The sequence below is a fragment of the Streptomyces sp. NPDC020996 genome (genome assembly GCF_040641355.1).
Taxonomy (GTDB): Bacteria; Actinomycetota; Actinomycetes; order Streptomycetales; family Streptomycetaceae; genus Streptomyces.
This window is the reverse complement of record NZ_JBFADM010000013.1, coordinates 24478-47685: the sequence shown is the minus strand read 5'-3', so window position 1 is coordinate 47685 and position 23208 is coordinate 24478. Positions and strand designations below refer to the sequence as shown.

At 73.8% G+C, this 23208-nt stretch carries 19 protein-coding genes; 8 read left to right on the top strand and 11 right to left on the bottom strand.

The genetic code is table 11. The features are described from left to right. Positions 1-212 precede the first annotated feature (212 nt). Positions 213-2009: a M4 family metallopeptidase gene (locus AB0G63_RS12355; protein WP_360748378.1), complete on the top strand. Its 1797-nt coding sequence runs from the start codon at positions 213-215 to the stop codon at positions 2007-2009. Positions 2010-2093: 84 nt separating this feature from the next. Here AB0G63_RS12355 and AB0G63_RS12350 read toward each other — a convergent pair whose 3' ends face one another. The 5 genes from AB0G63_RS12350 to AB0G63_RS12330 form a co-directional block, all read right to left on the bottom strand. Beyond that, positions 2094-5126, bottom strand: coding sequence for an AAA family ATPase (locus tag AB0G63_RS12350; protein WP_360748375.1), 3033 nt, complete (start codon positions 5124-5126; stop codon positions 2094-2096). Positions 5127-5187: 61 nt separating this feature from the next. After that, complete coding sequence (locus AB0G63_RS12345; RefSeq protein WP_360748372.1) at positions 5188-5538, bottom strand: UBP-type zinc finger domain-containing protein; 351 nt, start codon at positions 5536-5538, stop codon at positions 5188-5190. After that, a complete protein-coding gene (locus tag AB0G63_RS12340) occupies positions 5535-6995 on the bottom strand; it encodes an ATP-binding protein (protein ID WP_360748369.1) in 1461 nt (486 codons plus the stop codon). The genes AB0G63_RS12345 and AB0G63_RS12340 overlap by 4 nt, the downstream gene beginning before the upstream one ends. Beyond that, positions 6992-8668 (bottom strand): FAD-dependent oxidoreductase, encoded by a 1677-nt coding sequence (locus tag AB0G63_RS12335; protein WP_360748366.1) that lies wholly within the window; start codon positions 8666-8668, stop codon positions 6992-6994. The genes AB0G63_RS12340 and AB0G63_RS12335 overlap by 4 nt, the downstream gene beginning before the upstream one ends. A gap of 203 nt (positions 8669-8871) precedes the next feature. Then, on the bottom strand, positions 8872-9225 hold the full coding sequence (locus tag AB0G63_RS12330; RefSeq protein ID WP_360748363.1) for a VOC family protein: 354 nt from the start codon (positions 9223-9225) through the stop codon (positions 8872-8874). A gap of 60 nt (positions 9226-9285) precedes the next feature. Here AB0G63_RS12330 and AB0G63_RS12325 point away from each other — a divergent pair, with 60 nt between their 5' ends. After that, the gene (locus tag AB0G63_RS12325) at positions 9286-10158 is read left to right on the top strand and encodes a universal stress protein (protein ID WP_360748360.1); all 873 of its coding nucleotides are present in this window, start codon (positions 9286-9288) and stop codon (positions 10156-10158) included. Between the two features lies 1 nt (position 10159). On the opposite strand, the gene AB0G63_RS12320 is transcribed toward AB0G63_RS12325, so the two are convergent. The 3 genes from AB0G63_RS12320 to AB0G63_RS12310 form a co-directional block, all read right to left on the bottom strand. Next, positions 10160-11395: a DUF4032 domain-containing protein gene (locus tag AB0G63_RS12320; protein WP_360748357.1), complete on the bottom strand. Its 1236-nt coding sequence runs from the start codon at positions 11393-11395 to the stop codon at positions 10160-10162. A gap of 46 nt (positions 11396-11441) precedes the next feature. Continuing rightward, a complete protein-coding gene (locus tag AB0G63_RS12315) occupies positions 11442-12209 on the bottom strand; it encodes an MBL fold metallo-hydrolase (RefSeq protein ID WP_360748354.1) in 768 nt (255 codons plus the stop codon). A 134-nt stretch (positions 12210-12343) separates the two neighbouring features. Further along, complete coding sequence (locus tag AB0G63_RS12310; RefSeq protein WP_360748351.1) at positions 12344-12970, bottom strand: alpha-ketoglutarate-dependent dioxygenase AlkB; 627 nt, start codon at positions 12968-12970, stop codon at positions 12344-12346. A 115-nt stretch (positions 12971-13085) separates the two neighbouring features. Between AB0G63_RS12310 and AB0G63_RS12305 the strand changes: the two genes are divergently transcribed. From AB0G63_RS12305 to AB0G63_RS12295, 3 genes are all read left to right on the top strand, one after another. Further along, positions 13086-13742: a TetR/AcrR family transcriptional regulator gene (locus AB0G63_RS12305; protein WP_360748348.1), complete on the top strand. Its 657-nt coding sequence runs from the start codon at positions 13086-13088 to the stop codon at positions 13740-13742. 60 nt (positions 13743-13802) lie between these two features. Continuing rightward, positions 13803-15476: an FAD-binding dehydrogenase gene (locus tag AB0G63_RS12300; protein ID WP_360748345.1), complete on the top strand. Its 1674-nt coding sequence runs from the start codon at positions 13803-13805 to the stop codon at positions 15474-15476. A gap of 145 nt (positions 15477-15621) precedes the next feature. Next, positions 15622-17019 (top strand): M1 family metallopeptidase, encoded by a 1398-nt coding sequence (locus tag AB0G63_RS12295; RefSeq protein WP_360748342.1) that lies wholly within the window; start codon positions 15622-15624, stop codon positions 17017-17019. A gap of 234 nt (positions 17020-17253) precedes the next feature. On the opposite strand, the gene AB0G63_RS12290 is transcribed toward AB0G63_RS12295, so the two are convergent. Next, positions 17254-17508, bottom strand: a complete 255-nt coding sequence (locus AB0G63_RS12290) for a WhiB family transcriptional regulator (RefSeq protein ID WP_360748339.1) — start codon at positions 17506-17508, stop codon at positions 17254-17256. 108 nt (positions 17509-17616) lie between these two features. Continuing rightward, entirely contained in the window at positions 17617-18831 is a 1215-nt protein-coding gene (locus AB0G63_RS12285) for a saccharopine dehydrogenase C-terminal domain-containing protein (RefSeq protein WP_360748336.1), read from the bottom strand. A 121-nt stretch (positions 18832-18952) separates the two neighbouring features. On the opposite strand from AB0G63_RS12285, the gene AB0G63_RS12280 reads away from it, so the two are divergent. Continuing rightward, a complete protein-coding gene (locus AB0G63_RS12280) occupies positions 18953-19672 on the top strand; it encodes a TetR/AcrR family transcriptional regulator (protein WP_360748333.1) in 720 nt (239 codons plus the stop codon). Positions 19673-19720: 48 nt separating this feature from the next. On the opposite strand, the gene AB0G63_RS12275 is transcribed toward AB0G63_RS12280, so the two are convergent. Continuing rightward, a complete protein-coding gene (locus AB0G63_RS12275; protein WP_360748662.1) occupies positions 19721-20653 on the bottom strand; it encodes a LysR family transcriptional regulator ArgP in 933 nt (310 codons plus the stop codon). Between the two features lie 70 nt (positions 20654-20723). Here AB0G63_RS12275 and AB0G63_RS12270 point away from each other — a divergent pair, with 70 nt between their 5' ends. Both AB0G63_RS12270 and AB0G63_RS12265 read left to right on the top strand, forming a co-directional pair. Further along, positions 20724-21338, top strand: coding sequence for a LysE/ArgO family amino acid transporter (locus AB0G63_RS12270; protein ID WP_360748330.1), 615 nt, complete (start codon positions 20724-20726; stop codon positions 21336-21338). 558 nt (positions 21339-21896) lie between these two features. Then, positions 21897-23204 (top strand): MFS transporter, encoded by a 1308-nt coding sequence (locus tag AB0G63_RS12265; RefSeq protein WP_360748327.1) that lies wholly within the window; start codon positions 21897-21899, stop codon positions 23202-23204. Positions 23205-23208 lie beyond the last annotated feature (4 nt).

The following is a 23208-nucleotide window of genomic DNA, read 5'->3' as shown; positions in this document are numbered from 1 at the left end:
CACAGTTGGTCACTCGTTGATCGCTGAGCGGCGCGGATTTGCAAAGTATTGCCATGTAACGGACCGAAAGAGACGATTCGGCCTTTACATGGCCATGACTCATCCGCAAGGGTTTCGCCTCGGGGCCCGACCAGCCCCCATGTCGCGCAATCGCGCCATGTCCCAGGGCGGTTGGTGATCCCGGCCGCCTTGCCAGGAAGGAACACTCATCAGTGCGTAGACCGCACATACGCAGCGTGGCGGTCGCCGTCGTCGTGACGACGGCCGCCACCGGTCTGGCCGGCACCGCCTTCGCGCAGCCGGCCACGGGGACGAGCCACTCGGCGGCCGCCGCCCGTACCTCGGCCGCCTCCGTGGTGACGGCCGCCCGCACCGCCGCCTTCGCCCACGCCTCCGAGACCGGGGTCTCCAAGGGCGACGAACTGCGGGCCGTGGACGTCATGATCGACCCGGAGGGTGCCCGGCACGTCCGGTTCACCCGCGCCCACCAGGGCATGCCGGTCCTCGGTGGCGACCTCGTCGTCCACCTCTCCGAGCGGCTCGCCTACACCGGCGTCACCCGGGCCGCCGACCACACCGTCCGCCTCGCCGCCGACGACGCCGCGGTGTCGCCCGCGCAGGCCGAGCAGAAGGCCGCTCAGGTCGCCAAGGGCGACGCGGGCAGCGCCGAACTCGTGGTCGACGCCCGTGACGGCGCGGCCGCCCTGGCCTACCGGGTGACGGTCAGCGACAGCGACACCACGCAGGGCGGCGGTTCCCGGACGGTCGTCATCGACGCCGTCACCGGCAAGGTCCGCAGCAACACGCCCGACAGCGACGAGTTCCTCTCGCCGAAGCTCCTCGACACCCTGCGCGAGCGCGGCGAGAAGCTCGACCCCGCCACCGGCATCGGCTCCCGGGCCGCGACGCTGACCGCGTCCCCCGTGACCGGCGCCACCAGCTACCCCGTGAAGGCGAGGGGCGTCGGCAACTCCCTCTTCGTCGGCAGCGTGCCGCTGATCACCACGCAGACGGGCAGCACGAGCTACCTGCTCAAGGACCCCGCCCGCTGGGGTACCGAGACCCGGGACGCCATGGGCCAGGAACTGGAGGACTTCAGCCGGGGCAAGAAGTTCACCAGCACCAACAACACCTGGGGCAACGGCACCGTCTCCAACCGGACCAGCGCCGCCGTCGACGCCCAGTACGGCATCACCAAGACCCTGGACTTCTACCGGAAGACCTTCGGGCGCAAGGGCATCGAGAACAACAGCAAGGGCGCCCGCGCCATGGTCCACTTCGGGAACAAGGTGGGCAACGCGTTCTGGGACCCGACCTGCGACTGCATGCTGTACGGCGACGGTGACGGCAGCATGTTCAAGAAGCCGCTCGTCGTCCTCGACGTCTCCGGCCACGAGCTCACCCACGGCGTCGTGGACGCGACCGCCGGGCTGGAGCCCACCTACGTCGACGAGTCCGGCAACCAGTACGGTGAGCCGGGCGCGCTGAACGAGTCCCTCGCGGACATCTTCGGCTCGAACGTCGAGTTCTCCGCCAACAACATCAAGGACAAGCCCGACTACCTCGTCGGCGAGAAGCTCGGGCTGGACCAGAAGTTCCTCCGCCGCCTCGACCAGCCGTCGCGGGACGAGCTCGAGGGCGCGATCGACTACTGGGACCCGTCCACGTACTACACCGAGGTGCACGCCGGCTCCGGCGTCTCCTCCCACGCGTACTACCTGCTCGCCGAGGGCAGCGGCAGCAAGACGATCAACGGCGTCGCCTACTACTCGCCGACCTTCGACGGCTCGACGGTCACCGGCATCGGCCGCACCAAGGCCACGGCGATCTTCTACCGGGCGCTGACCCGCTACATGGTCTCCACCACCGACTTCCACGACGCGCGCACCGCGACGCTGAAGGCGGCCACGGACCTCTACGGGCTCAACAGCACGGAGTACAAGGCCGTGAACCGTGCCTGGGCCGCGGTCAACGTCACCAAGGCCAACACCCCGGCCGCACGGAACTGACGATCCGGCACCGGCGAGCCGGCCCCCCGACCTCCGGGGCGGCCGGCTCACCGGTTTCCGCCGGGCCGGCCGCCCCCGGAACCCTCAGCCCGAGGCTGTCGGCTCGGCGGTGACCAGCCCCCGCCGGTAGGCGATCGCCACCGCCTCCGTGCGGCTGGCGGCGCCCAGCTTGGCCAGGATGTTGGAGACGTGGACGCTCGCCGTCTTGCCGGTGATGAACAGCTCCTCGCCGATCTGCCGGTTGCTGCGGCCCCGGGCGAGCAGCCGCAGCACGTCCTGCTCACGGGCGGTCAGCGGTGACGGACGCTCCGGCGCCCCGGCGGACAGCCGGCCACGGCGCATCAGGCCGTCCAGCCGCTCGGCGAGCGGCGTGGCCCCGAGCCGCCCGGCCGTCTCGCGCGCCGCGATCGCCTCGGCGGCCGCCTCCTCCCGGCGGTCGGCCGCGAGCAGCGCCTCCGCGTACCGGAACCGGCAGCGGGCCAGCTCGTACACGTCCCCGAAGCCGAACGCGGCCACCGCCGCGGCCCAGGCCGCCGCGTCCGGCCCGGACACCGCCCGCGTCCACTCCGCCTCCGCGCGCGCCAGCCACGCCATGCCCTCCGGCCCCTGCGGCGCACCGTCCTTGCCGCACACGGCCGACGTCCGCGCGGACTCCACCAGGTCCCCCGCCACGTCCGCCCAGTGCCGCGCGCCCGCCGGGTCGCCCGTCAGCCGCAGCTCCGCGGCCCGGTCGGCGACCGCCGACAGCGCGAGCGCGGCCAGCCGGACGGTGACGTCGGGAAGCGTGCCCGCCTCGTCCGTCAGCGCGGCCACCGTCTCCCGCACGCACGCCACCGCACCCTCCGGATCGCCCCGCAGCGCGGCGGCGTCGGTCAGCGCGATGCCCGCGGCGAGCGTCGCCATCCAGTCGAAGCGCCCTTCCCGCAGCGTCCGGGCCCGCTCGACGGCCTGCCGGTCGCCGCGCGCCAGGCTCACGTACAGTGCGGGAGCGGCCGCGTACCCGGACGTCGCGGGCAGCGCCCCGGCATCGGCCTCCGCCGCGCGCAGGCACTCGTCCCAGCGCCCCAGCGTGTACAGCACCAGCAGCTGCAGATACCGCATCTCCGTCGGATACGGCGACGACAGCAGCCCCGCCCGGCGAGCGCGGTCCAGCCCCTCGTCGATCCAGGGCAGGCACTCCTCCAGCTCGCCCGACTCGAAGCAGCCGACGGCGAGGTTGAACAGGGCCCGCATCTCCACCGGCGCGTTGCCCGAGCCGCGCGCCAGCTCACGGGCCGCCCGCAGCGTCGCGCGGCCCTCCGGCGTGCGGCGGCCGCCGCCCTCCAGAACGGCCAGCGAGATCAGCAGGTCCGCCCGCGCGTCCGTCACCCCCAGCCGCTCGGCGACGCCGAGGGCCCGGCGGGCCACCTCCAGCGCGGTGTCGTACTCCCCGACCTGGCGCGCCGCCACCACGTGGGTGGCGGCCGCCCACACCCAGGTCCGCGACGGCGGTTCGGCCGGAATCAGGGCGAGCGCCTCGCTGCTGTAGGCGAAGGCCGCGCCCAGGCTGTCGACGCTGAGCAGGTTCCCGGCGAGCGTGTAGCGGACCCGCGCGGCCAGCTCGGAGTCCGCGTCCTGGCCGATGCCCGCCAGCGCCGCCCGGGTCAGGGACACCGCGCGGTGCAGCTCCCCGGCGTGCGCGGCCGCCGCCGAGGCCCGCAGCGTGAGCGTCACCCGGTCGACGCCCTCGCCCGCCGGCCGGGCCGCCGGGTCCACCGCCGACCACAGGTCGAGCGCCGCCTCCAGGTGCCGCAGCTCCTCGGCCGGCGCGCCGAGGAGCTGGGCGTGATCGGCCGCCTCCAGCGAGGCCGTGAGCGCCCGGGCCAGGTCGTGGCCGGCGCGGTAGTGGTGGGCGCGCTCGGCCGCGGTCTCGGCCGGGTGGCCGCGCCCGGCCAGCAGCTTCGCGAACGCGCCGTGCAGCCGCGCCCGTTCGCCCGGCAGCAGGTCGGCGTACACCGCCTCCCGGGCCAGGGCGTGCCGGAAGGCGTACGTGCCGCCCTCACCGGCCACCAGCAGCTGCCGTCCGACGGCCTCCCGCAGCGCCGACTCCAGCTCCTTCTCGGGCAGGCCCACCGCGTCCCGCAGCAGGTGGTGCTCCACCCGGCGCCCGGCCACCGCCGCGGTCCGCAGCACTTGCTGGGCGGTCTCCGTCAGCTGCTCGAAGCGGATCAGCAGGACGTCGGCCAGGCCGCTGGGCACCCCGTCCGTCTCCCCGCCGGCCTCCGGGTCGGTCGCCGCGAGCAGCTCCTGCGCGTAGAAGGCGTTGCCCTCGGCGCGCTCGACGATCCCGCGCACCGTGGCCTCCGGCAGCGGGCGGTCCTCCAGGGCGCGCACCAGCCGGGTCACCTCCCCGTCGGCCATCGGCCGCAGCTCCACCCGCTCGACGGACGGCAGCCGCACCAGCTCCGCCAGCAGGGGCCGCAGCGGGTGGCGCCGGTGCAGGTCGTCGGCGCGGTAGGAGGCGAACACCGCCAGCCGGTGGGTGGGCGGGCCGCCCGGCACGGGGTTTTCCGCGCCTGAGCGGAGCCGGGAGCGGGGGAGCTGGAGGGCGCCCCGGCTGAGCAGGAAGCGCAGCAGGTCCCGGGAGGACTGGTCGGCCCAGTGCAGGTCCTCGATGACCAGCAGCAGGGGAGCGATGTCCGACAGGTCGGCCAGCAGGCCCGCCATGCCCTCGAACAGCCGCAGCCGCCCGCCCTCACCGCCGGAGCGCGCGGCGGCGCCCCCGCCGTCGTGTCCGGTGCCGGGCCGCGACCCCAGCAGCCGGTCGACCACCGGGTGCGCGGCCAGCACGTCGGCGAACCGCGCGTCGGCCGCCAGCACGCCCAGGACCTCGGTGAACGGCAGGTACGGCAGGCCCACGTCGCCGAGGTCCACGCAGTGACCGGTCAGCACAGTGGTCCCCGCCCGCGCCGCCCGGTCCGCCACCTCGTCCAGCAGCCGGGTCTTGCCCACGCCGGCGTCCCCGGCGAGCAGCACGCCGCGCGGCTCGCCGCCGCGGGCGCGCTCCAGTACCCGGGAGAGGCGGGCGACTTCGTCCTCCCGGCCGATCAGCGGCGTGGTGATCAAGGTCTGCGGCACCCGTCCATCCTGGCACGCGGGACCGCCGGCGCGGTCCGCCGCACACGGGCCGATGGGGGGCTCAGCGCAGCGTCTCGGCCCAGTTCGCCGGCACCCGCCCGGCCGGGCCCGGGGCGGGCTGGTCCGCGGGGCGGCTGACGGGGGGAGCGAGGTCGGGTCCCGACTCCAGCAGCCGCGAGCCGGCGAAGTCCCAGAACCAGCTCTCGCCCGGCTCGAAACTGCGGATCACCGGATGGCCGGTCTCGTGGTAGTGCGCGGTGGCGTGCCGGGCGGGGGAGTCGTCGCAGCAGCCGATGTGCCCGCACTGCGCGCAGCGCCGCAGGTGGAACCACCAGCCGCCGGCCGCCTCGCACTCCACGCACCCGGTGCCGCTCGGCGGGACGGCGGGGTCGATTCCGTCGACGTCGGTCATGGGCTCTCCTCCGGTGGTGGGGCGTCGTCCGCCGCGGTGAGCGGCAGCAGGACCTGGAAGCGGGTGTCGCCGGGTTCGGACTCGACCTGGAGGGCGCCGTGGTGCTTGTTCACCACGATCCGCCAGGAGATGTCCAGCCCGAGCCCGGTGCCCTGGCCCACCGGCTTGGTGGTGAAGAAGGGGTCGAAGATGCGGCCGCGGATCTCCTGCGGCACGCCGGGCCCGGTGTCGCGGAACTCCACCAGCAGCCGGTCGTGTTCGCGCGCGGTCCGCACGGTCAGCGTGCCCTCGCCGCCGGCGCCGCCGATGGCGGAGACCGCGTTGTCGATGAGGTTGGTCCACACCTGGTTCAGCTCCGCCGGGTAGGCGGGGATCTTCGGCAGCGTGCGGTCGTAGTCCTTGACGACCTCGATCCGCGGGCCGATCTTCCCGGACAGCATCAGCAGGGTGCTGTCGAGGAGTTCGTGCACGTCGGCGTGACGGAAGGGGGCCCGGTCGAGCTGGGAGTACTGCTTGGCGGCGTCGACGAGGGTGGAGACGCGGGTGGTGGAGTCCTCGATCTCGTCCATCAACAGCTCGGTCTCGACCGTGTAGTTGAGCCATCCGATCGCGCCCGGCAGGACGTCCGGGCCCACCTCCGCCGCGACCTGCTCCAGCCAGTCGGGGTCCAGCCCGGCCTGCACGAACACGGGCGCGAGCCGCCAGCCGTCCGGGATGCCGTGGTCGTCGAGCCAGTCCGCGACGGCGTCCTCCCGGTCCGACGCCTCCAGCGGGCTGAGCGCGGGCGCCTTGGCCACGCGTTCGGCGGTGCGCTCCTGGATGTCGATCAGGTTGGCCAGCGCCTCGCGGGTGTACGGGCCCGCGGAGATCACGCGCAGCTTGTGCCGCATCTTCGCCACCCGCTCGCGCAGCGCCGCCGTGGCCCGCACGGCCGCCGCCGCGGGGTTGTTCAGCTCGTGCGTGAGCCCGGCGGACAACGAGCCCAGCGCCAGCAGCCGTTCGCGCTGTCCGATGGCCCGCTGCGTGCTCTTGGACCCGAAGAACAGGCCCTCCAGCAGGTGCGCCGCCATCGGGAACCACTCCCGCATGATGCTCGCGAACGTGTCCGCGGGCAGCACGAAGAACCGCGTCGGCTCGGTGACGCGCATGGAGTTGGTGTAGACCTGCGGGACGCGGTCGCCGAGGTAGGCCTGCATGGCCCCGGCGTACACCCCCCGCTGCGAGGTGCGGCTCACCTCCACGTCGTCGCCGCCGACCCGCCGGTACAGCACGACCGTGCCCTCGATCATGACGTAGAAGCAGGTGGCCGGCTCGCCCTCGGTGTAGACCGGGCCCGGCTCGAACCGCTCCACCCGGCCCTCGGCGCAGAGCCGGCCGAGCTGCTCCGGCGTGAGCTCCTCGAACAGGAACAGTGAGCCGATCTCCCGCGCGCTGCACGGCATCACCTGCCCGTTCACGACTGCTCCAGGTAGCGGTGGACGAGCATCACGGCCATGGCTCCCTCTCCGACGGCGGACGCCACGCGCTTGGCGGACTCCGCGCGCGCGTCTCCCGCGACGAACACGCCGGGCACGTTGGTCTCCAGGTGGTACGGCGGCCGGTCCAGCTCCCAGCCGGCCGGCGGCCGTCCGTCCGGGGTGAGGTCGGGCCCGGCGAGGATGAAGCCACGCTCGTCCCGCTCCACCGTCCCGTCCAGCCAGTCGGTCCGCGGCGCCGCGCCGATGAACACGAACATCCACTGCGCGTCGACGAGTTCGGTCCGCCCGGTGTCGACGTCGCGCAGGGTGAGCTGCTCCAGGTGGCCGGAGCCGTGCGCGGCCTCGACGATCGTGCGGGTGCGCACCGAGATGTTGGGCACCTCGGCGATCTGCTGGATCAGGTAGTGCGACATCGACGCCGACAGGTCCGGGCCGCGCACCAGCAGCGTCACCGACTTGGCGACCCGCGACAGGTACATCGCCGCCTGCCCGGCCGAGTTGGCGCCGCCGACGATGTACACGTCGTGCTCCTGGCAGGCGGCCGCCTCGGTCAGCGCCGAGCCGTAGAACACCCCGCAGCCGGTCAGGTCGGTGCAGCCCGGCGCGTCCAGCTGCCGGTAGGACACGCCGGTGGCGAGGATCACGCTGTGCGCGTTCACCGCCGAGCCGTCCGAGAACCGCACCGTGCGCGCGGAGCCGTTGACCTCCAGCCCCGTCACCTCCCGCGCGGTGAGGATCTCCGCGCCGAACTTCGCCGCCTGCCGCCGGGCCCGCTCGGTCAGCTGCGCCCCGGACACGCCGTCGGGGAAGCCGAGGTAGTTCTCGATCCGGGAGCTCTGCCCGGCCTGCCCGCCGGTCGCCGACCGCTCCACCAGCACCGTCCGCAGGCCCTCGGAGGCGCCGTACACCGCGGCGCCGAGTCCGGCGGGCCCGCCGCCGACGACGACGAGGTCGTAGAACTCCGCGGCCGGCGTCGTCGCCAGCCCCACCCGCGCGGCCAGTTCGGGCGCCTCCGGCTCCACCAGCGGCGTCCCGTCCGGGGTGATCACCAGCGGCAGCCGCTGCCCGTCCTGCCCGGCCGCCTTCAGCAGCCGCCGGCCCTCCGGCTCGTCCGCCGAGTACCAGCGGTAGGGGACCTGGTTGCGGGCCAGGAACTCCCGTATGTCGGAGGAGCGCGCCGACCAGCGGTGCCCGACCACCTTCGTGCTGGGCACCGGCCTGAAGTCGCTGCACCGCCAGGCCCGCAGCAGGTCGTCCACGACCGGGTACAGCTTCTCCTCGGGCGGATCCCACGGCTTGAGGAGGTAGTGGTCCAGGTCGACGACGTTGATCGCGTCGATCGCCGCGTTGGTGTCCGCGTACGCGGTCAGCAGCACGCGCCGCGCCCCCGGGTACACGTCGAGGGCCTGCTCCAGGAACTCGATGCCGTTCATCCGCGGCATGCGGTAGTCGGCCAGGATCACCGCCACCAGGTCGCCGCGCAGCTTCAGCTCGCGCAGCGCCTGGAGCGCGGACTCGCCGGACTCCGCGCGCACGATCCGGTACGACTCGCCATAGCGCCGCCGGAGGTCCCGGGCGACGGCGCGGGAGACTCCCGGATCGTCGTCCACGGTCATGATGACGGTCCGCGCCGCGTCGGACGGCTGTGCCATAGGTCTCCCACCCCGAGGCCGGATTCACGGCACGGCGCGCTCCGTCGCGGAGACGGTCGCCGTGCCGGCTCCAGCCCATCGTATGGTCGATCGGCCCGCTGTGCCGCGATGAGCGGCAGGCCACCCCTTCGCGGTGCCTTCCCGGCCCTTCTCGGCCCTTCCCGGTGCCATCCCGGACCCTCCGGGCTGCTTCCCGGACGTTCTCAGGCCCGGCGTGAGCCGAGCACGCAGAACTCGTTGCCCTCGGGGTCCGCGAGCACCACCCAGGGCTGGTCGCCCTGGCCGACGTCCGCGTGCCGGGCGCCGAGCGCCAGCAGCCGGGCGACCTCCGCCTGCTGGTCGTCGGGGCGGAAGTCGAGGTGGAGGCGGTTCTTGACGGTCTTGCCCTCCGGGACCGGCACGAACAGCAGTCCCGGCAGGCGGTCCTCGTCCGGCCGGATCTCGTACTCGTCGGCCGCGTCGTTCACCACGACCCACCCGAGCGCCTCGGCCCACCACCGCCCGAGCGCGACGGGATCGGCCGCGTCCACGTTCACCTGCTCCCACTGCAAGGCCATGCGGGCAGGGTAGTGAAGACTGACCCCTACGAAAGTGAGAACGACACAGGAGGCAGCCGCATGACAGGCCCGATCACCGCAGGGGTCGACGGAACCGAGGAGAGCGTCGCCGCGCTGGGCTGGGCGGCCAGGGAGGCGATCCGGCGCGGGCGGCCGCTGCGGGTGGTGCACGCCTGGCGGTTCCAGCCGTACGAGGGGCTCGACGCGGCTGACGCGGAGACCCAGGCCGGGTGGGTGCGCAACGCGGTCGACGAGGCCGTGCGGACGGTCACCGCACGGCATCCGGAACTCGAGGTGAGCACCGACGTCGTCGAGGGCCCGGCGGTCGAGACCCTCGTCGCCGCCGCGGCGGACGCCGAGATGCTGGTGCTGGGTTCGCGCGGGCACGGGCCGGTCGTCGGCTTCCTGCTGGGCTCCGTGGGCCAGCAGGTGATCGCCGCGGCGAAGCGGCCGGTGGTGCTGGTGCGCGCCGGTGACCAGCCGACGGGCGAGGCGGCGGGCCGCGAGGTCGTGGTCGGCCAGCAGGGCGACCCGGAGGACAGCGCCGAGACGCTGCGCTTCGCGTTCGAGACGGCGGCCGCCCGCGGCGCCACCGTCCGCGCCGTGCGGGCCTGGACGCTGCCTCCGGTGTTCGCCTACAGCCCCGGCTCGCTGGAGCTCCTCGACGAGGCCGGGGGACTGGAGCCGTACGAGAAGAAGGCGCTCGCCGCGGCGCTCGAGCCGTTGCGCGAACGCTTCCCCGGCGTCCCCGTGGTCGAGCACGTCGAGATGGGCAGCGCCGGCCAGGTGCTGCTGTCGGTGGCCGCGCGGGCCCAGCTGATGGTGGTCGGCCGGCGGGCGCACCGCACGGCCGTCGGCGCCCGGATCGGCTCGGTGGCGCACGGGGTGCTGCACCACGCCGGCTGCCCGGTGGCCGTGGTCCCGCACGGGTGAGTCACTCGGCCGGGGTGGGCTGCAGCGTCTCCCGGGCCTTGGGCAGGATGTTCTTGATGTAGTCCGCGACGGCCGTGTCCAGCCCGATGTCGTGCTGGGCACGCTCGGACAGGTACCAGCGGTGCTCCAGCAGCTCGTGGTAGATCTCGGCCGGGTCCATCGCCCCGCGCAGTTCGAGGGGCACGGCCCGGACCGTGGGCCGGAACACGTCCCGCACCCAGCGGTGCGCCAGCACCTCCGGGCGGGCGGCGAGGGGGTCACCCGGGGCGTAGTCGTCCTGGGTGGCCATCCAGCTCTCCAGGTCGGTCAGCAGCCGCCGCGCCTGGTTCTCCTCGGCGTCCAGGCCGGTCAGGCGCAGCAACTGGCGCTGGTGGTGGCCGGCGTCGACGACCTTGGGCACGAAGGTGACCGTGTCGCCGTTGGAGGCGCTCTCGATCTGCATCTCGGCCACGTCGAAACCGAGGTCGTTCAGGCGGCGTATCCGGCGTTCTATGTAGTGGTACTTGCCCGCCGGGTACACCGAGGTGCGGGTCAGCTCCTGCCACAGGCCGCGGTAGCGGGCGCAGATCTCCATTCCGAACTCGATCGGGTCCACGGACGGGTGCAGCGCCCCGGACGCCTCCAGGTCGAGCAGCTCGCCGCTGATGTTCACGCGGGCGAGGTCCAGGTCGTAGTCCCGCTGGCCGGGGCTCAGCCGCGGGTGCAGTTCGCCGGTCTCCGCGTCGACGAGATAGGCGGCGTAGGCGCCCGCGTCGCGCCGGAAGAGGGTGTTCGACAGCGAGCAGTCGCCCCACGCGAACCCGGCCAGGTGCAGGCGCACCAGCAGGACGGCCAGCGCGTCCATGAGGCGGTGCATGGTGGCCGGGCGCATCGTCGTCTCGAACATCGACCGGTAGGACTGAGATCCGCGCAGGTGCCGGGTGATCAGCACCGGCTCCAGCGGGGCGTCGTCGCCGTCCTGGCGGCCGGTGACCACGGCGAGCGCGTCCACCGCCGGGATGCCCAGCTTGTCGAGGTCGCGCAGCAGCTCGTACTCGCGCAGCGCCGGCCTTTCGGCGAGCTCCTTGACGGCGATCACCTCGTCGCCGGCGCGGGCGTAGCGCACGACGTGACGGGAGATGCCGCGCGGCAGCGGGACCAGGTACTCCTCCGGCCATTCCTCCAGGGGCAGGTGCCAGGGGAGTTCCAGCAGGAGCGCGGGGTGCTCCGGGTTGGTCGCGCTGATCTGCAGTGCCATGGGCGGGGTGACCTCGTCCTGCTTCGCGGTTGATCGTCACCTCACCTTAGACGGCGCGCTCCTTGGCCTGAAGTGCCGTTTCACGCACCGGACCGCGGTGCGCGGGCCCGTGACCGGGCAGCAGCAGGTCGCCGGGCAGCTCCGCGAGGACGTCCAGCGAGGCGACCGCGCGGTCGCGGTCGTGGTGGAACATGCCGGGCAGCAGTTGCGGGCCCCGGAGCCGTGCGGTGGGGTGGGCGGTCACCAGCGCGTCGCCGGCGATCACCACGCCCGCGTCGGGGAGGTGGAAGGCGACGTGCCCGTCGGTGTGACCGGGGGTGTGCACGGGCACCGGCCGGCCGGGCAGGTCCCAGGCGGACGCGGCGGACGTGTCCGCGGCCGCGGCCGGGAACGGCTCCGGCGCGGACACGGGGACGTGGGCGGTGCCGCCGGAGCGCAGGGCGCGCAGCGCCCAGGGCAGGACGCCCGGCCGCCAGCTGTTCGCGACGACCTGTCCGACGGTCACCTGGTGCAGGAACTCCCGGCGGGCGTGCGGCACTTCGGCCGGGTGGAGGAGGACGGGCGTGCCGTGCGCGGCGCGCAGGTACTCGGCGGAGCCCAGGTGGTCGTTGTGCGCGTGGGTGATCAGCACCGCCGTCACCGCCTCCGGTGAACTGCCCACCGCCGCCAGGGAGTCGAGGAGCAGCTGCCGGTCCCCGGGGTAGCCGGTGTCGACGAGGGTCACCTCGTCGCCCTCGGTGAGGATCACCCAGTTGGTGTCGCTGCCGTGCACCAGGTGGATGCCGTCGGCCACTTGCCGTACGTCTGCCCGCATGGGATCAGGAAAGCAGATCGCGGCGCGTCCGCGTCCGCCGGGTCGCCGCAGGCCGCCGGGTCGGCGTCGGCTGCCGGGTCGGCGTCGGCTGCCGGAGACACACCCCCTGTGCCCGGAACGGCCGCCTCTCCGCCTCAGCGCACGCCGTGCGGGCGGAACTGCACGCTGATGCGCGGTCCCGCGGCGCGCGCGGACTTCGGTACGCAGTGCTTCCAGGTCCGCTGGCAGGAGCCGCCCATCACGATCAGGTCGCCGTGGCCCAGCGGACGCCGTACCGTCCCGCCGCCGCCCACCGGGCGCAGCAGCAGGTCCCGGGGAGCGCCCACGGAGAGGATGGCGACCATCGTGTCCTCGCGCGCGCCCCGTCCGATCCGGTCGCCGTGCCAGGCCACGCTGTCCCGGCCGTCGCGGTAGTGGCACAGCCCGGCGGTGGTGAACGGCTCGCCCAGTTCCGCGGCGTAGTGCGCGGACAGCGCGTCGCGGGCCTCGGCGAGCACCGGGTGGGGGAGCGCGTCGTGCGGGCCGTAGAACGCGAGCAGCCGGGGGACGTCGACGACGTGGTCGTACATGGTGCGGCGCTCCGCACGCCACGGCACCTCGGCGGCCAGCTGTTCGAACAGGGTGTCCGCGCCCTCGAGCCAGCCGGGCAGCAGGTCGATCCAGGCGCCGAGACCGAGCCGCGTACGGCGGATCCCGTCGAGGGGGCCGAGCCGCAACCGGTCGGCCTGGTCGAAGAGCGAGCCCTGGAGGTGCCTGGTCATGCGTCCAGCGTACCTCTGAATCGAAAACATGTTCCCATGAATTCCGGTTGTCGCACCGCCCTTTCGATGCATCCGTGTATCGGATACATTCCCGTATCGAACGACGGAGGCGGCCATGGTGAGGGAGGCGACCGCGGTGGAGAAGGCGGCGGTACCGGAGGCGCCGCGGCGGGTCACCCGGCGCCGGGTCCGGACCCGGGCCAACCTGCTCGACGCCGCCTTCCGGGTGTTCGCCGCCAAGGGCTTCGGGCGCGTCTCCATCGAGGAGGTCTGCGACGCCGCCGGCTACAGCCGCGGCGCCTTCTACTCCAACTTCGCCAGCCTGGACGAGCTGTTCTTCGCCCTCTACCGGCAGCGCGCCGACCTGATCGCGGAGCAGGTGTCCGGGGCGCTGGCCCTCGACGGCCCCGACTTCGACGTGCCCGCCGCTGTGGACCGCGTCACCGAGGTGCTGCTCCTCGACCGGGACTGGCTCCTGGTCAAGACGGACTTCCTGGTGCACGCCGCCCGCGATCCGGCCGTCGCCGAGACCCTGCTCGCCCACCGCGCGCGGCTGCGGGAGGCGATCGCCGACCGGCTCGCCCGCACGCGCGGCCTCGCCCGGCCGCCCGGCGTGCTCGGCGACGCCGACGGCGCGGCCCGTGCCGTGGTCGCCGCCTACGACGGAGTCACCGTCCAGCTCCTGCTGGACAAGGACGCCGACGGCGCCCGCCGCTGGCTCAAGCAACTGCTCACCGCCCTGCTGACGGACGGCAGCGGCACCCCCGAATGACACCCCGAGTGACACCCCGAGTGACACCCTCGTACACCCTCGAGAAAGGCAACGGTCGCCATGGATGCGGACGTCATCGTCGTCGGAGCGGGCCTGGCGGGGCTGGTCGCCGCGCACGAACTCACCAGCCGGGGCCGCCGGGTCGCCCTGGTCGACCAGGAGAACGCCGCCAACCTCGGGGGACAGGCGTTCTGGTCGTTCGGCGGGCTGTTCCTCGTCGACTCCCCCGAGCAGCGCCGCCTGGGCATCAAGGACTCCTTCGACCTCGCCTGGAGCGACTGGCAGGGCAGCGCCCGGTTCGACCGGGTCGACGACGAGGACTCCTGGGCGGTGCGCTGGGCGCGTGCCTACGTGGAGTTCGCGGCGGGGGAGAAGCGGTCCTGGCTGGACGGCCACGGCATCAAGCTGCTGCCCACGGTCGGCTGGGCCGAGCGCGGTGACCTGCGCGCCGACGGCCACGGCAACTCCGTGCCCCGCTTCCACATCGCGTGGGGGACCGGCACCGGCGTCGTGGAGCCGTTCGCCGCGTACGCCGAACGGGCCGCCCGCGAGGGGCTGCTGACCTTCCACCACCGTCACCGGGTCGACGAACTGGTCATCGAGGAGGGCGCCGCCCGCGGGGTGCGCGGCACCGTCCTCGCCGAGGACCGCTCGCCCCGCGGCGTCGCCTCCAACCGGGACGCGGCCGGCGAGTTCGAACTCACCGCCCAGGCCGTCGTCGTCACCACCGGCGGCATCGGCGCCAACCACGACATCGTCCGCCGCTACTGGCCCGCGCGCCTGGGCACCCCGCCCACCGAGATGGTCACCGGCGTACCCGCGTACGTCGACGGCCGCATGCTCGACATCAGCGCCGCGGCGGGCGTACGGCTGGTCAACCGCGACCGCATGTGGCACTACACCGAGGGCCTGCGGAACTGGGACCCGATCTGGCCGGGCCACGGCATCCGCATCCTGCCGGGGCCGTCCTCGATGTGGTTCGACGCCCTCGGCCGCCGCCTGCCCGACCCCTGCCTGCCCGGCTACGACACCCTGAGCACCCTCGAATACCTGCGCACCACCGAGGACATCGCGGGCTACGACCACTCCTGGTTCGTCCTCACCCAGAAGATCGTGGAGAAGGAGTTCGCGCTGTCGGGCTCCGAGCAGAACCCCGACATCACCGCCAAGGACAAGGGCGCGGTCCTGCGCGACCGCCTGCTCGGCAAGGGCGCGCCGGGCCCGGTGGACGCGTTCCTGCGCAAGGGCGCCGACTTCGTCACCGCGCCGACCCTGGAGCAACTCGTGGCGAAGATGAACGAGCTGACCGACAAGCCCCTCCTCGACGCCGCCGTACTGCGCCGCCAGATCGAGGCCCGCGACCTGCAGATGGCCAACCCCTACAGCAAGGACGCCCAGGTGCAGGGCATCCGCAACGCCCGCCGCTACATCGGCGACCGTCTCGGCCGCGTCGCCACCCCGCACCGCATCCTCGACCCGGCCGCCGGGCCGCTCATCGGCGTCAAGCTCCACGTCCTGACCCGCAAGACCCTCGGCGGCATCCAGACCGACCTCGACTCCCGCGCCCTGGGCCCCGACGGACAGCCCGTCGAGGGCCTGTACGCGGCCGGCGAGGTGGCCGGCTTCGGCGGCGGCGGCGTCCACGGCTACAACGCCCTGGAGGGCACCTTCCTCGGCGGCTGCCTCTTCTCCGGCCGGGCGGCCGGCCGGTCGGCGGCGAAGGAGACGGCCTGACCGCGGGCCGGCTCGCGTCAGGCCGCGAACCCGGGACAAGCCCCGATGAACCCGAATGAAGCGGGGAGAAGGAGGAATCACGGCGGGGCGTACCTCTAATCTGGGGCCGACTGATCATCGCCACCCCCCAGGAGCGCATGTGAGGATGTCCCGCAGACGGGCCAGACAGGCCGTCACCGCCGCCGTGCCCGTCGTGGTCGCGGCCCTGCTCGCCGCCGCCCAGCCCGCGGCGGCGGGCACCGTCGGCGCGCCCGGCGTCGGCGACCCGTACTTCCCGCTCGCCGGAAACGGCGGCTACCACGTCCGCCACTACGGCCTGACCCTCGATTACGACCCGGACACCGGCCACCTCGACGGCACCGCCGTCATCACCGCCCGTGCCACCCAGGACCTGTCCCGCTTCGACCTCGACCTCAAGGGCCTGACGGTCACCGGCGTCGCCGTCGACCGCGCCGTGGCGGACTTCCGCCGCAGCGGCCAGGAACTCGTCGTCACGCCGTACCGTCCGCTGCGCAAGGGACGGCAGTTCCGGGTCACCGTCACCTACCAGGGCACCCCCGGGCCGGTCACCGACCCCGACGGCTCGCCCGACGGCTGGATCCCCACCGACGACGGCGCGTTCGTCGCCGGGGAGCCGCAGGGCGCCATGACCTGGTTCCCGGCGAACAACCACCCCAAGGACAAGTCGGCGTACGACATCACGATCACCGTCCCCCAGGACCGCGCCGCCGTCGCCAACGGCGTCCTCGTCGGGCAGCGGACGGCAGGCGGGCACACCACCTTCCACTGGCGCCAGAGCGAACCCATGGCCGCCTACCTCGCCACCGCCACCGTCGGGAAGTTCGAGGTCGAGCAGTACACCACCCGCGACGGCATCCGCGTCTACAACGCCGTCGACCCGCGCGAGGCATCCGCCGCGGCGCCCGTGCTGAAGAAACTGCCGTCCGTCCTGGAGTGGGAGAGCAAGCTGTTCGGGCCCTACCCGTTCCGCGCCGCCGGGTCGATCGTCGACCACGCCCCGGACGTCGGATACGCGCTGGAGACCCAGTCCCGGCCCCTGTACGACCGCGCGCCCGACCTGAGCACCCTGGTCCACGAGAACGCCCACCAGTGGTTCGGCGACTCCGTCTCCCTGACCTCGTGGCAGGACATCTGGCTCAACGAGGGCTTCGCCACCTACGCCGAGTGGCTCTACCGCGAACAGCACGGCGGCAAGACCGCCCAGCAGACCTTCGACGCCCTCTACGCCCGCCCGGCGAGCGACCCGCTGTGGGCGTTCCCGCCCGGCGACCCGGGCAGCGGCGCGAACATCTTCGGCACCCCCGTCTACGCCCGCGGCGCGATGGCCCTGCACGAACTGCGCGTCGCCGTCGGGGACCCGGCGTTCTTCCGCATCCTGCGTGCCTGGGCGACCGTGCACCGCTACGGGCACGGCACCACAGCGCAGTTCATGCGCCTGGCCCGGAACGTGTCGGGCCAGGACGTCGACAGCCTGCTGAAGACCTGGCTGTACGCCCCGGGGAAGCCGGACTTGCTGCCGTAACCGGCGGAACGTCCGACGCCGCGCGCACGGCACACTCCGCGTGCACGGCACGCGCTCGTACGGCACACGTCCGTGCACGGCACACGTCCGTGCACGCGAACGCCCGTGCACGGCACGGCCGCGCCGGCCACGCGTCGCGAGGGCGACGACGTCGTGGCCGGCGTGACCGGCACCGGCACGGGCGTCAGCGGTTCTCCGGCCTACCGGCGCCGGAGCAGGGCCGGCAGGCCGCTCTCACGCGCCGCGCCTGCGGGCGACGGCGCGCCGGCGCCGCAGTGCGCGCCGTTCCGTCTCGTTCGTGCCGCCCCACACACCGAGGGTGTCTCCGTTCTCCAACGCCCACTCCAGGCACTGCTCCTGGACCGGGCACCGGGTGCACACCGCCTTCGCCTGCTGCGTCTGCAACAGCGCCGGGCCCGAGGAGCCGATCGGGAAGAACAGCTCGGGGTCCTGGTCGCGGCATGCGGCATGGTCTCGCCAGTCGTTCATCAAAGTCACCTGCGCTCGAAGTCGTACGCGCCCTCGCGGATGGCTTACTCGCTTTCGGGTCACCTGTCGACGCGTAGGCGAAACAACCGACTTCCGGCGTGAGCGACTTCACTGCTCCCGGATGCCCCACGGGGAGCCGTACGCGGTCAGCAGATCCAGGAACGGGCGGGCCGGGAACGCCTCGGGGCCGAGGACGCCGGAGCCGGACCAGGCGCCGGTGGCGATGAGTTCGAGCGCGACGACCGGGTTGACGGCGGTCTGCCACACCACGGCCTGGCTGCCGTACTCCGTCATGGACCACTGGTTGTCGACGACGTGGTACAGGTAAACCTCGCGCGGAGACCCGTCCTTCGTGCCGCGCACCCACGTGCCCGCACACGTCTTGCCGTGCATCCGCTCGCCCAGCGTCGCCGGGTCGGGCAGGCACGCGGCGACCACGTCCCGGGGCGAGACGGCCACCGGGCCCGCGGCGCCCGGCACGGTCACCGGGTCGGTGCGGTCCAGGCCCAGCAGGTGCAGCGTCCGCAGCGTCTCGATGAACTCCCGGCCGAGGCCGTACTTGAAGGTGACGCGGCGCGCGTCGACCCAGCGCGGGACGAGGAGCACCTCCTCGTGCTCCACGTTCACGCACTCGACGGGGCCGATCCCCTCGGGGAAGTCGAACACCTCCGGCTCGCTGAACGGCTCGGTGGTGAACCAGCCGCGGCCGGCCTCGTAGACCACCGGCGGGTTCAGGCACTCCTCGATGGTCGTCCAGATGCTGAACGACGGCGCGAAGTCGTAGCCGTCGACGGTGAGGTTCGCGCCGTCACGGACGCCGATCTCCTCGATGTCGTCGAAGAGTTCGTCGGCGGCGTAGCGCGCGAAGACGTCCGACAGGCCCGGCTCCACGCCCATGCCGACGACGGCCAGCGCGCCCGCCTTCTCCCACTCCTCGGCCAGCGCGAACTGGTCGTCGCCGAGCTTGAGGCCGCACTCCTCGTAGGGACGTTCGGGATGCGGGCGCGACAGCGACATCGCCATGTCGAGATAGCCGGCGCCGGCGGCGAAGGCCGCGCGGAAGAGAGGCATCACGAAGCGCGGGTCGGTGGCGTTGAGGAGCACGTCGCAGTCGTGCCGCCGCAGCAGTCCGGTCACCGCCGCCTCGTCGCCGGCGTCGACGCGCTCGGCGCGGAACCGGTCGTCGCCGACGGCCGCGACCGCCGCCTCGGCCCGGGCCAGGTCGTAGTCGGCGACCACCATCGCCTCGAAGAACGGGCGGCGGGCCGCGATCCGGGTGACGGCGGTGCCGACACCGCCGGCTCCCACGAGCAGGACACGCATGAGGACAACTCCCTCGGCAGAAGGTCTACGGACGGTGGGGCCCCGGCGCCGATACAACGCCGCCCGCTCCCGTAAGGTCAATGGCGTTGGCATAAGCGTGCACAGGGAAGGAGGGCCCCGGATGCCCAAGCCCGTGGTGCCGGAGGACAAGCGGCGCCGGCGCCGTCCAACCAGGAGCGGGACCGTGCTGTCCGAGCGGCTGATCGTCGAGACGGCGCTGCGCATGCTGCGCGAGCACGGCAGCGCCGGCCTGACCGCCCGCCGCCTCGGCCTGGCCCTGGACGCCGACCCGAGCACGCTCTACCGCTACTTCCGAGGCATGGACGACCTGACCCTCGCCATCGGCGACGCGCTCATCGGGCAGGCGCTCGACGGCTGGCGGCCGACGGGGGAGTGGCGGGCGGACCTGCGCGCGATCGGGCTGCGCATCCACGCCGCGTACGTCGCCCACCCGCAGGCGGCCCAGCTGACGGCGAACCGGGTCACCGGCCGGGCCAACGAACTGGCCGCCGACGAGGCCGTCCTGGACGTCCTGCGCACCGCCGGGTTCCCGCTGCCGGACACGGTACGGATCTACCACGCCTTCATCGACCAGACCCTCGGCTTCGCCGCCCTGGACGCCGCCTCGCTGGCGCTGCCCAGCGCCGCGCTGCGCGCCGACGAGGACATGTGGCGCTCCACCTACGCCCGTCTGCCCCGCACCACCCACCCCCGCATCGCGGAGGCGGCCCCCCTCCTGGCGACCCGCATGGTCACCAGCGCCTACCCGACGGCCCTGGACATGCTCCTGGACAGCGCGGCGGCCCGCCTGGCGGCCCTGGCGGCCCTGGAGGCCGGGTAGGCCGGGTGGGCCGGGTGGGCCGGGTGGGCCGGCGGGTGCGCTGCGGGCTCAGGCCACGTCGTCCGGATCGTCCCGGCGTCGCGGTCGCGGGCGGAGCGCGGCCGCCGCCGCCTCGGTCACCGCGTCCGCCACCGCGGCCAGCGCCGGCGAGTCGAGCTTCCACTGCTGCCAGTACAGCGGCACGTCGAGGGGACGCCGCGGAGCGAGCGGGACCAGCCGGCCGGTGCGCAGCAGCTCCCCGGCGTGCAGCTCGGGCACCATGCCCCAGCCGAGCCCGGCGGCGACCGCGCCGAGGAAGCCCTCCGAGGTGGGCACGGCGTGCCGTACGGTGCTCGCGCCCCGCGCGCCGGGCCGAAGCCGCCGGACGAACGCGTCCTGGAGGTCGTCGGCGCGGTCGAAGGTGACCACCGGAGCGTCCGGGAGGGCCTGCCGCAGGGGCCCGTCCAGATGGCGTGCCGCGAAGTCCGGGGTGGCCGCCGCCGTGTAGCGCATCGTGCCCAGGGCCCGCATCGAGCAGCCCGGCACCGGGTCCGGCGACGAGGTCACCGCCGCCATCACCAGGCCCTCCCGCAGCAGCTCCGCGGTGCGCGTCTCGTCCTCCCGGTGCAGTTCGAAGCGCAGCGGCGGTTCGGCCGGCACCCGGGTCAGCGCCGGCAGGAACCACGTGGCCAGCGAGTCGGCGTTCACCGCGATCGCCACCCGGGTCGGCTCCCCGGCGCCGCTCATGCCCAGTTCGGCCCGCGTGTCGTGTTCGAGGCGGGCGAGCTGGCGGGCGAAGCGGACGACGATCTCGCCGGACTCGGTCGGCCGCACCGGCTTGGTGCGCAGCAGCAGGACCCGGCCGGTGCGCTGCTCCAGCGCCTTGACGCGCTGGCTGACCGCGGACGGCGTCACGTGCAGGGCGGACGCCGCCGCGTCGAACGTGCCCTCGTCCACCACCGCGAGCAGGGTCCGCACCAGGTCCAGCGGAAGGTCCGTCATCACGAACGCTAATGCTACGTAAGAATCCTTAGCTGTACTCGCGGGGGCCGGGGCGCCTAGCGTGGAGGCCGTGTCTCCCGCTCTCACCACCGCGGCCGCCGGTTTCGGCACCGGCCTGTCGCTCATCGTCGCCATCGGCGCCCAGAACGCCTTCGTGCTGCGCCAGGGCGTCCGCCGCGACGCGGTCCTCGCCGTCGTCGGCATCTGCGCCCTGTCCGACGCCGTCCTCATCGCGCTCGGCGTCGGCGGGGTCGGCGCCGTCGTGGTGGCCTGGCCGGGAGCGCTGACGGCGGTGGGCTGGATCGGCGGCGCCTTCCTGCTGGGCTACGGCGTGCTCGCCGCCCGCCGCGTGTTCCGGCCGGGCGGCGCCCTGAGCACGGAGGGCGAGGCGGCCGGGTCCCGCGGGCGGGCGGTGCTCACCTGCCTGGCGATGACCTGGCTCAACCCGCACGTCTACCTGGACACGGTGTTCCTGCTCGGCTCGATCGCCGCCGACCGCGGCCCGCTGCGCTGGACGTTCGGGCTCGGCGCCGCGCTGGCGAGCCTGTGCTGGTTCGCCGCGCTGGGTTTCGGCGCCCGGCTGCTCGGCCGCTTCCTCGTCCGGCCCGCCGCCTGGCGGGTGCTGGACGGCCTGGTCGCCACGACGATGATCGTCCTCGGCGTCACCCTCGTCGCCGGAGCCTGATCCCGGCCCTCCTCGACCGAAGGCCGTGGGCCGGGCTACGGCGTCGTCTCCGACCGCGGGGCGCGGGTCTCGGGTTGAGTCCGGGCCTCTCCGGCTGCGGGTCCCGGGTCTTCCCTATCGTCGGGGGCGGGCTGGCTCCGGCCTTCCCGGCCGTCGAGGGTGGACCTACCTTGGCGTCTCCGGGTCCGTGGGTCCGGGCTGGGCTCCGGCGTCTCCGGCTGCGGGTCTCGGGTTGAGTCCGGGCCTCTCCGGCTGCGGGTCCCGGGTCTTCCCTATCGTCGGGGGCGGGCTGGCTCCGGCCTCCCCGGCCGTAGGGGGCGGACCCATTCGGCCTCTCCGGCTCCGCGGATCTGAGCTGGGCTTCGGCCTCTCTGGTGCCGCGGGGCGCCGGGAGAGGCTCCGGCCTCCCCACCGTCGGGGGAGGGCCGGGCCCAGGCCTCCTCGACGGTGGGTTCCGGTCCGAGTCCCGGCATTCTCGACCGTCCGTCCCGGCTCCGTAGACAGTGCTGCGATAGTGAACCCCGGACGAGAAAGATGTAACCGGCAACCAGGAAGCCCGTGGACACCAGCGAGAGCAGCACCGAACCGAAGACGCCGCCCCCCGCCCCCGCCGCCGTCGCCGGTCCGCCCCGGCGCGGCTGGCGCCGCTGGGCCATGGACACCCGCCCGCTGCGCATCCCGGCCTACCGGCGGCTGTGGTCGTCGACGATCGTCACCGCCGTCGGCAGCCAGCTCACCGCGGTCGCCGTGCCCAAGCAGATCTACGACATCACGCACTCCTCGGCCTGGGTCGGCGCCGCGAGCCTCGCCGGGCTGCTGCCCCTGATCGTCTTCGCGCTGTGGGGCGGGGCGGTCGCCGACAGCATGGACCGCCGCAGGCTCCTGCTGATCACCAACACCGGCATCGCCGTCACCTCGCTGCTGTTCTGGCTGCAGGCCGCCGCGGGGCTCGACTCGGTCGCCGTGCTGATGGTCCTGCTCGCGCTGCAGCAGGCGTTCTGGGGCCTGAACGCCCCGGCCCGCAACGCCTCCATAGCCCGCCTGGTGCCCGAGAACGAGCTGCCCGCGGCCAACGCCCTCGGCTCGACGGTCATGCAGACCGGCCAGGTCGTCGGCCCGCTCCTGGCCGGTGTGCTGATCCCGGTCATAGGCCTGCCCGAGCTGTACCTGATCGACGCCCTCGCGCTGTGCGTCACCGTGTGGGCGGTCTACCGGCTGCCCTCCTTGCCGCCGCTCGCCGGGACGGCGGCCCGGCGAGCCGGGGTGCGGGAGATCGCGGCGGGGTTCCGCTACATCTCCCTGCACAAGGTGCTGCTGCTGTCGTTCCTCGCCGACATCGTCGCGATGGTCCTCGGCATGCCCCGCGCCCTGTTCCCGCAGCTCGCCGCACAGACCTACGGCTCCTACGGCGAAGGGCTCGCGCTCGGCCTGCTGTTCGCGGCCATCCCCATCGGCGCCGTGCTCGGCGGACTGTTCTCCGGCACGTTCTCCCGGGCCCGCCGGCACGGCTGGATGGTGATCGGCGCGGTCGTCGCCTGGGGCCTGGCGATCGCCGGATTCGGGCTGAGCCGCAACCTGTGGATCGCGGCCGCCTTCCTGGCGGCGGCAGGGGTGGCCGACATGGTGTCGATGGTCTTCCGCGGCGCGATCCTGCTGTCCGCCGCGACCGACGAGATGCGCGGCCGCATGCAGGGCGTCTTCACGGTCGTCGTCGCCGGCGGCCCCCGCCTGGCGGACGTCCTGCACGGCACCGCCGGGTCGGTCTTCGGCACCCGTACGGCGGTCGCGGGCGGCGGCCTGCTGGTGGTCGTAGTGATGCTGGGCCTGGCCGCCGCGGTGCCGGCGCTGCGCCGCTACCGGGTCTGAGGTA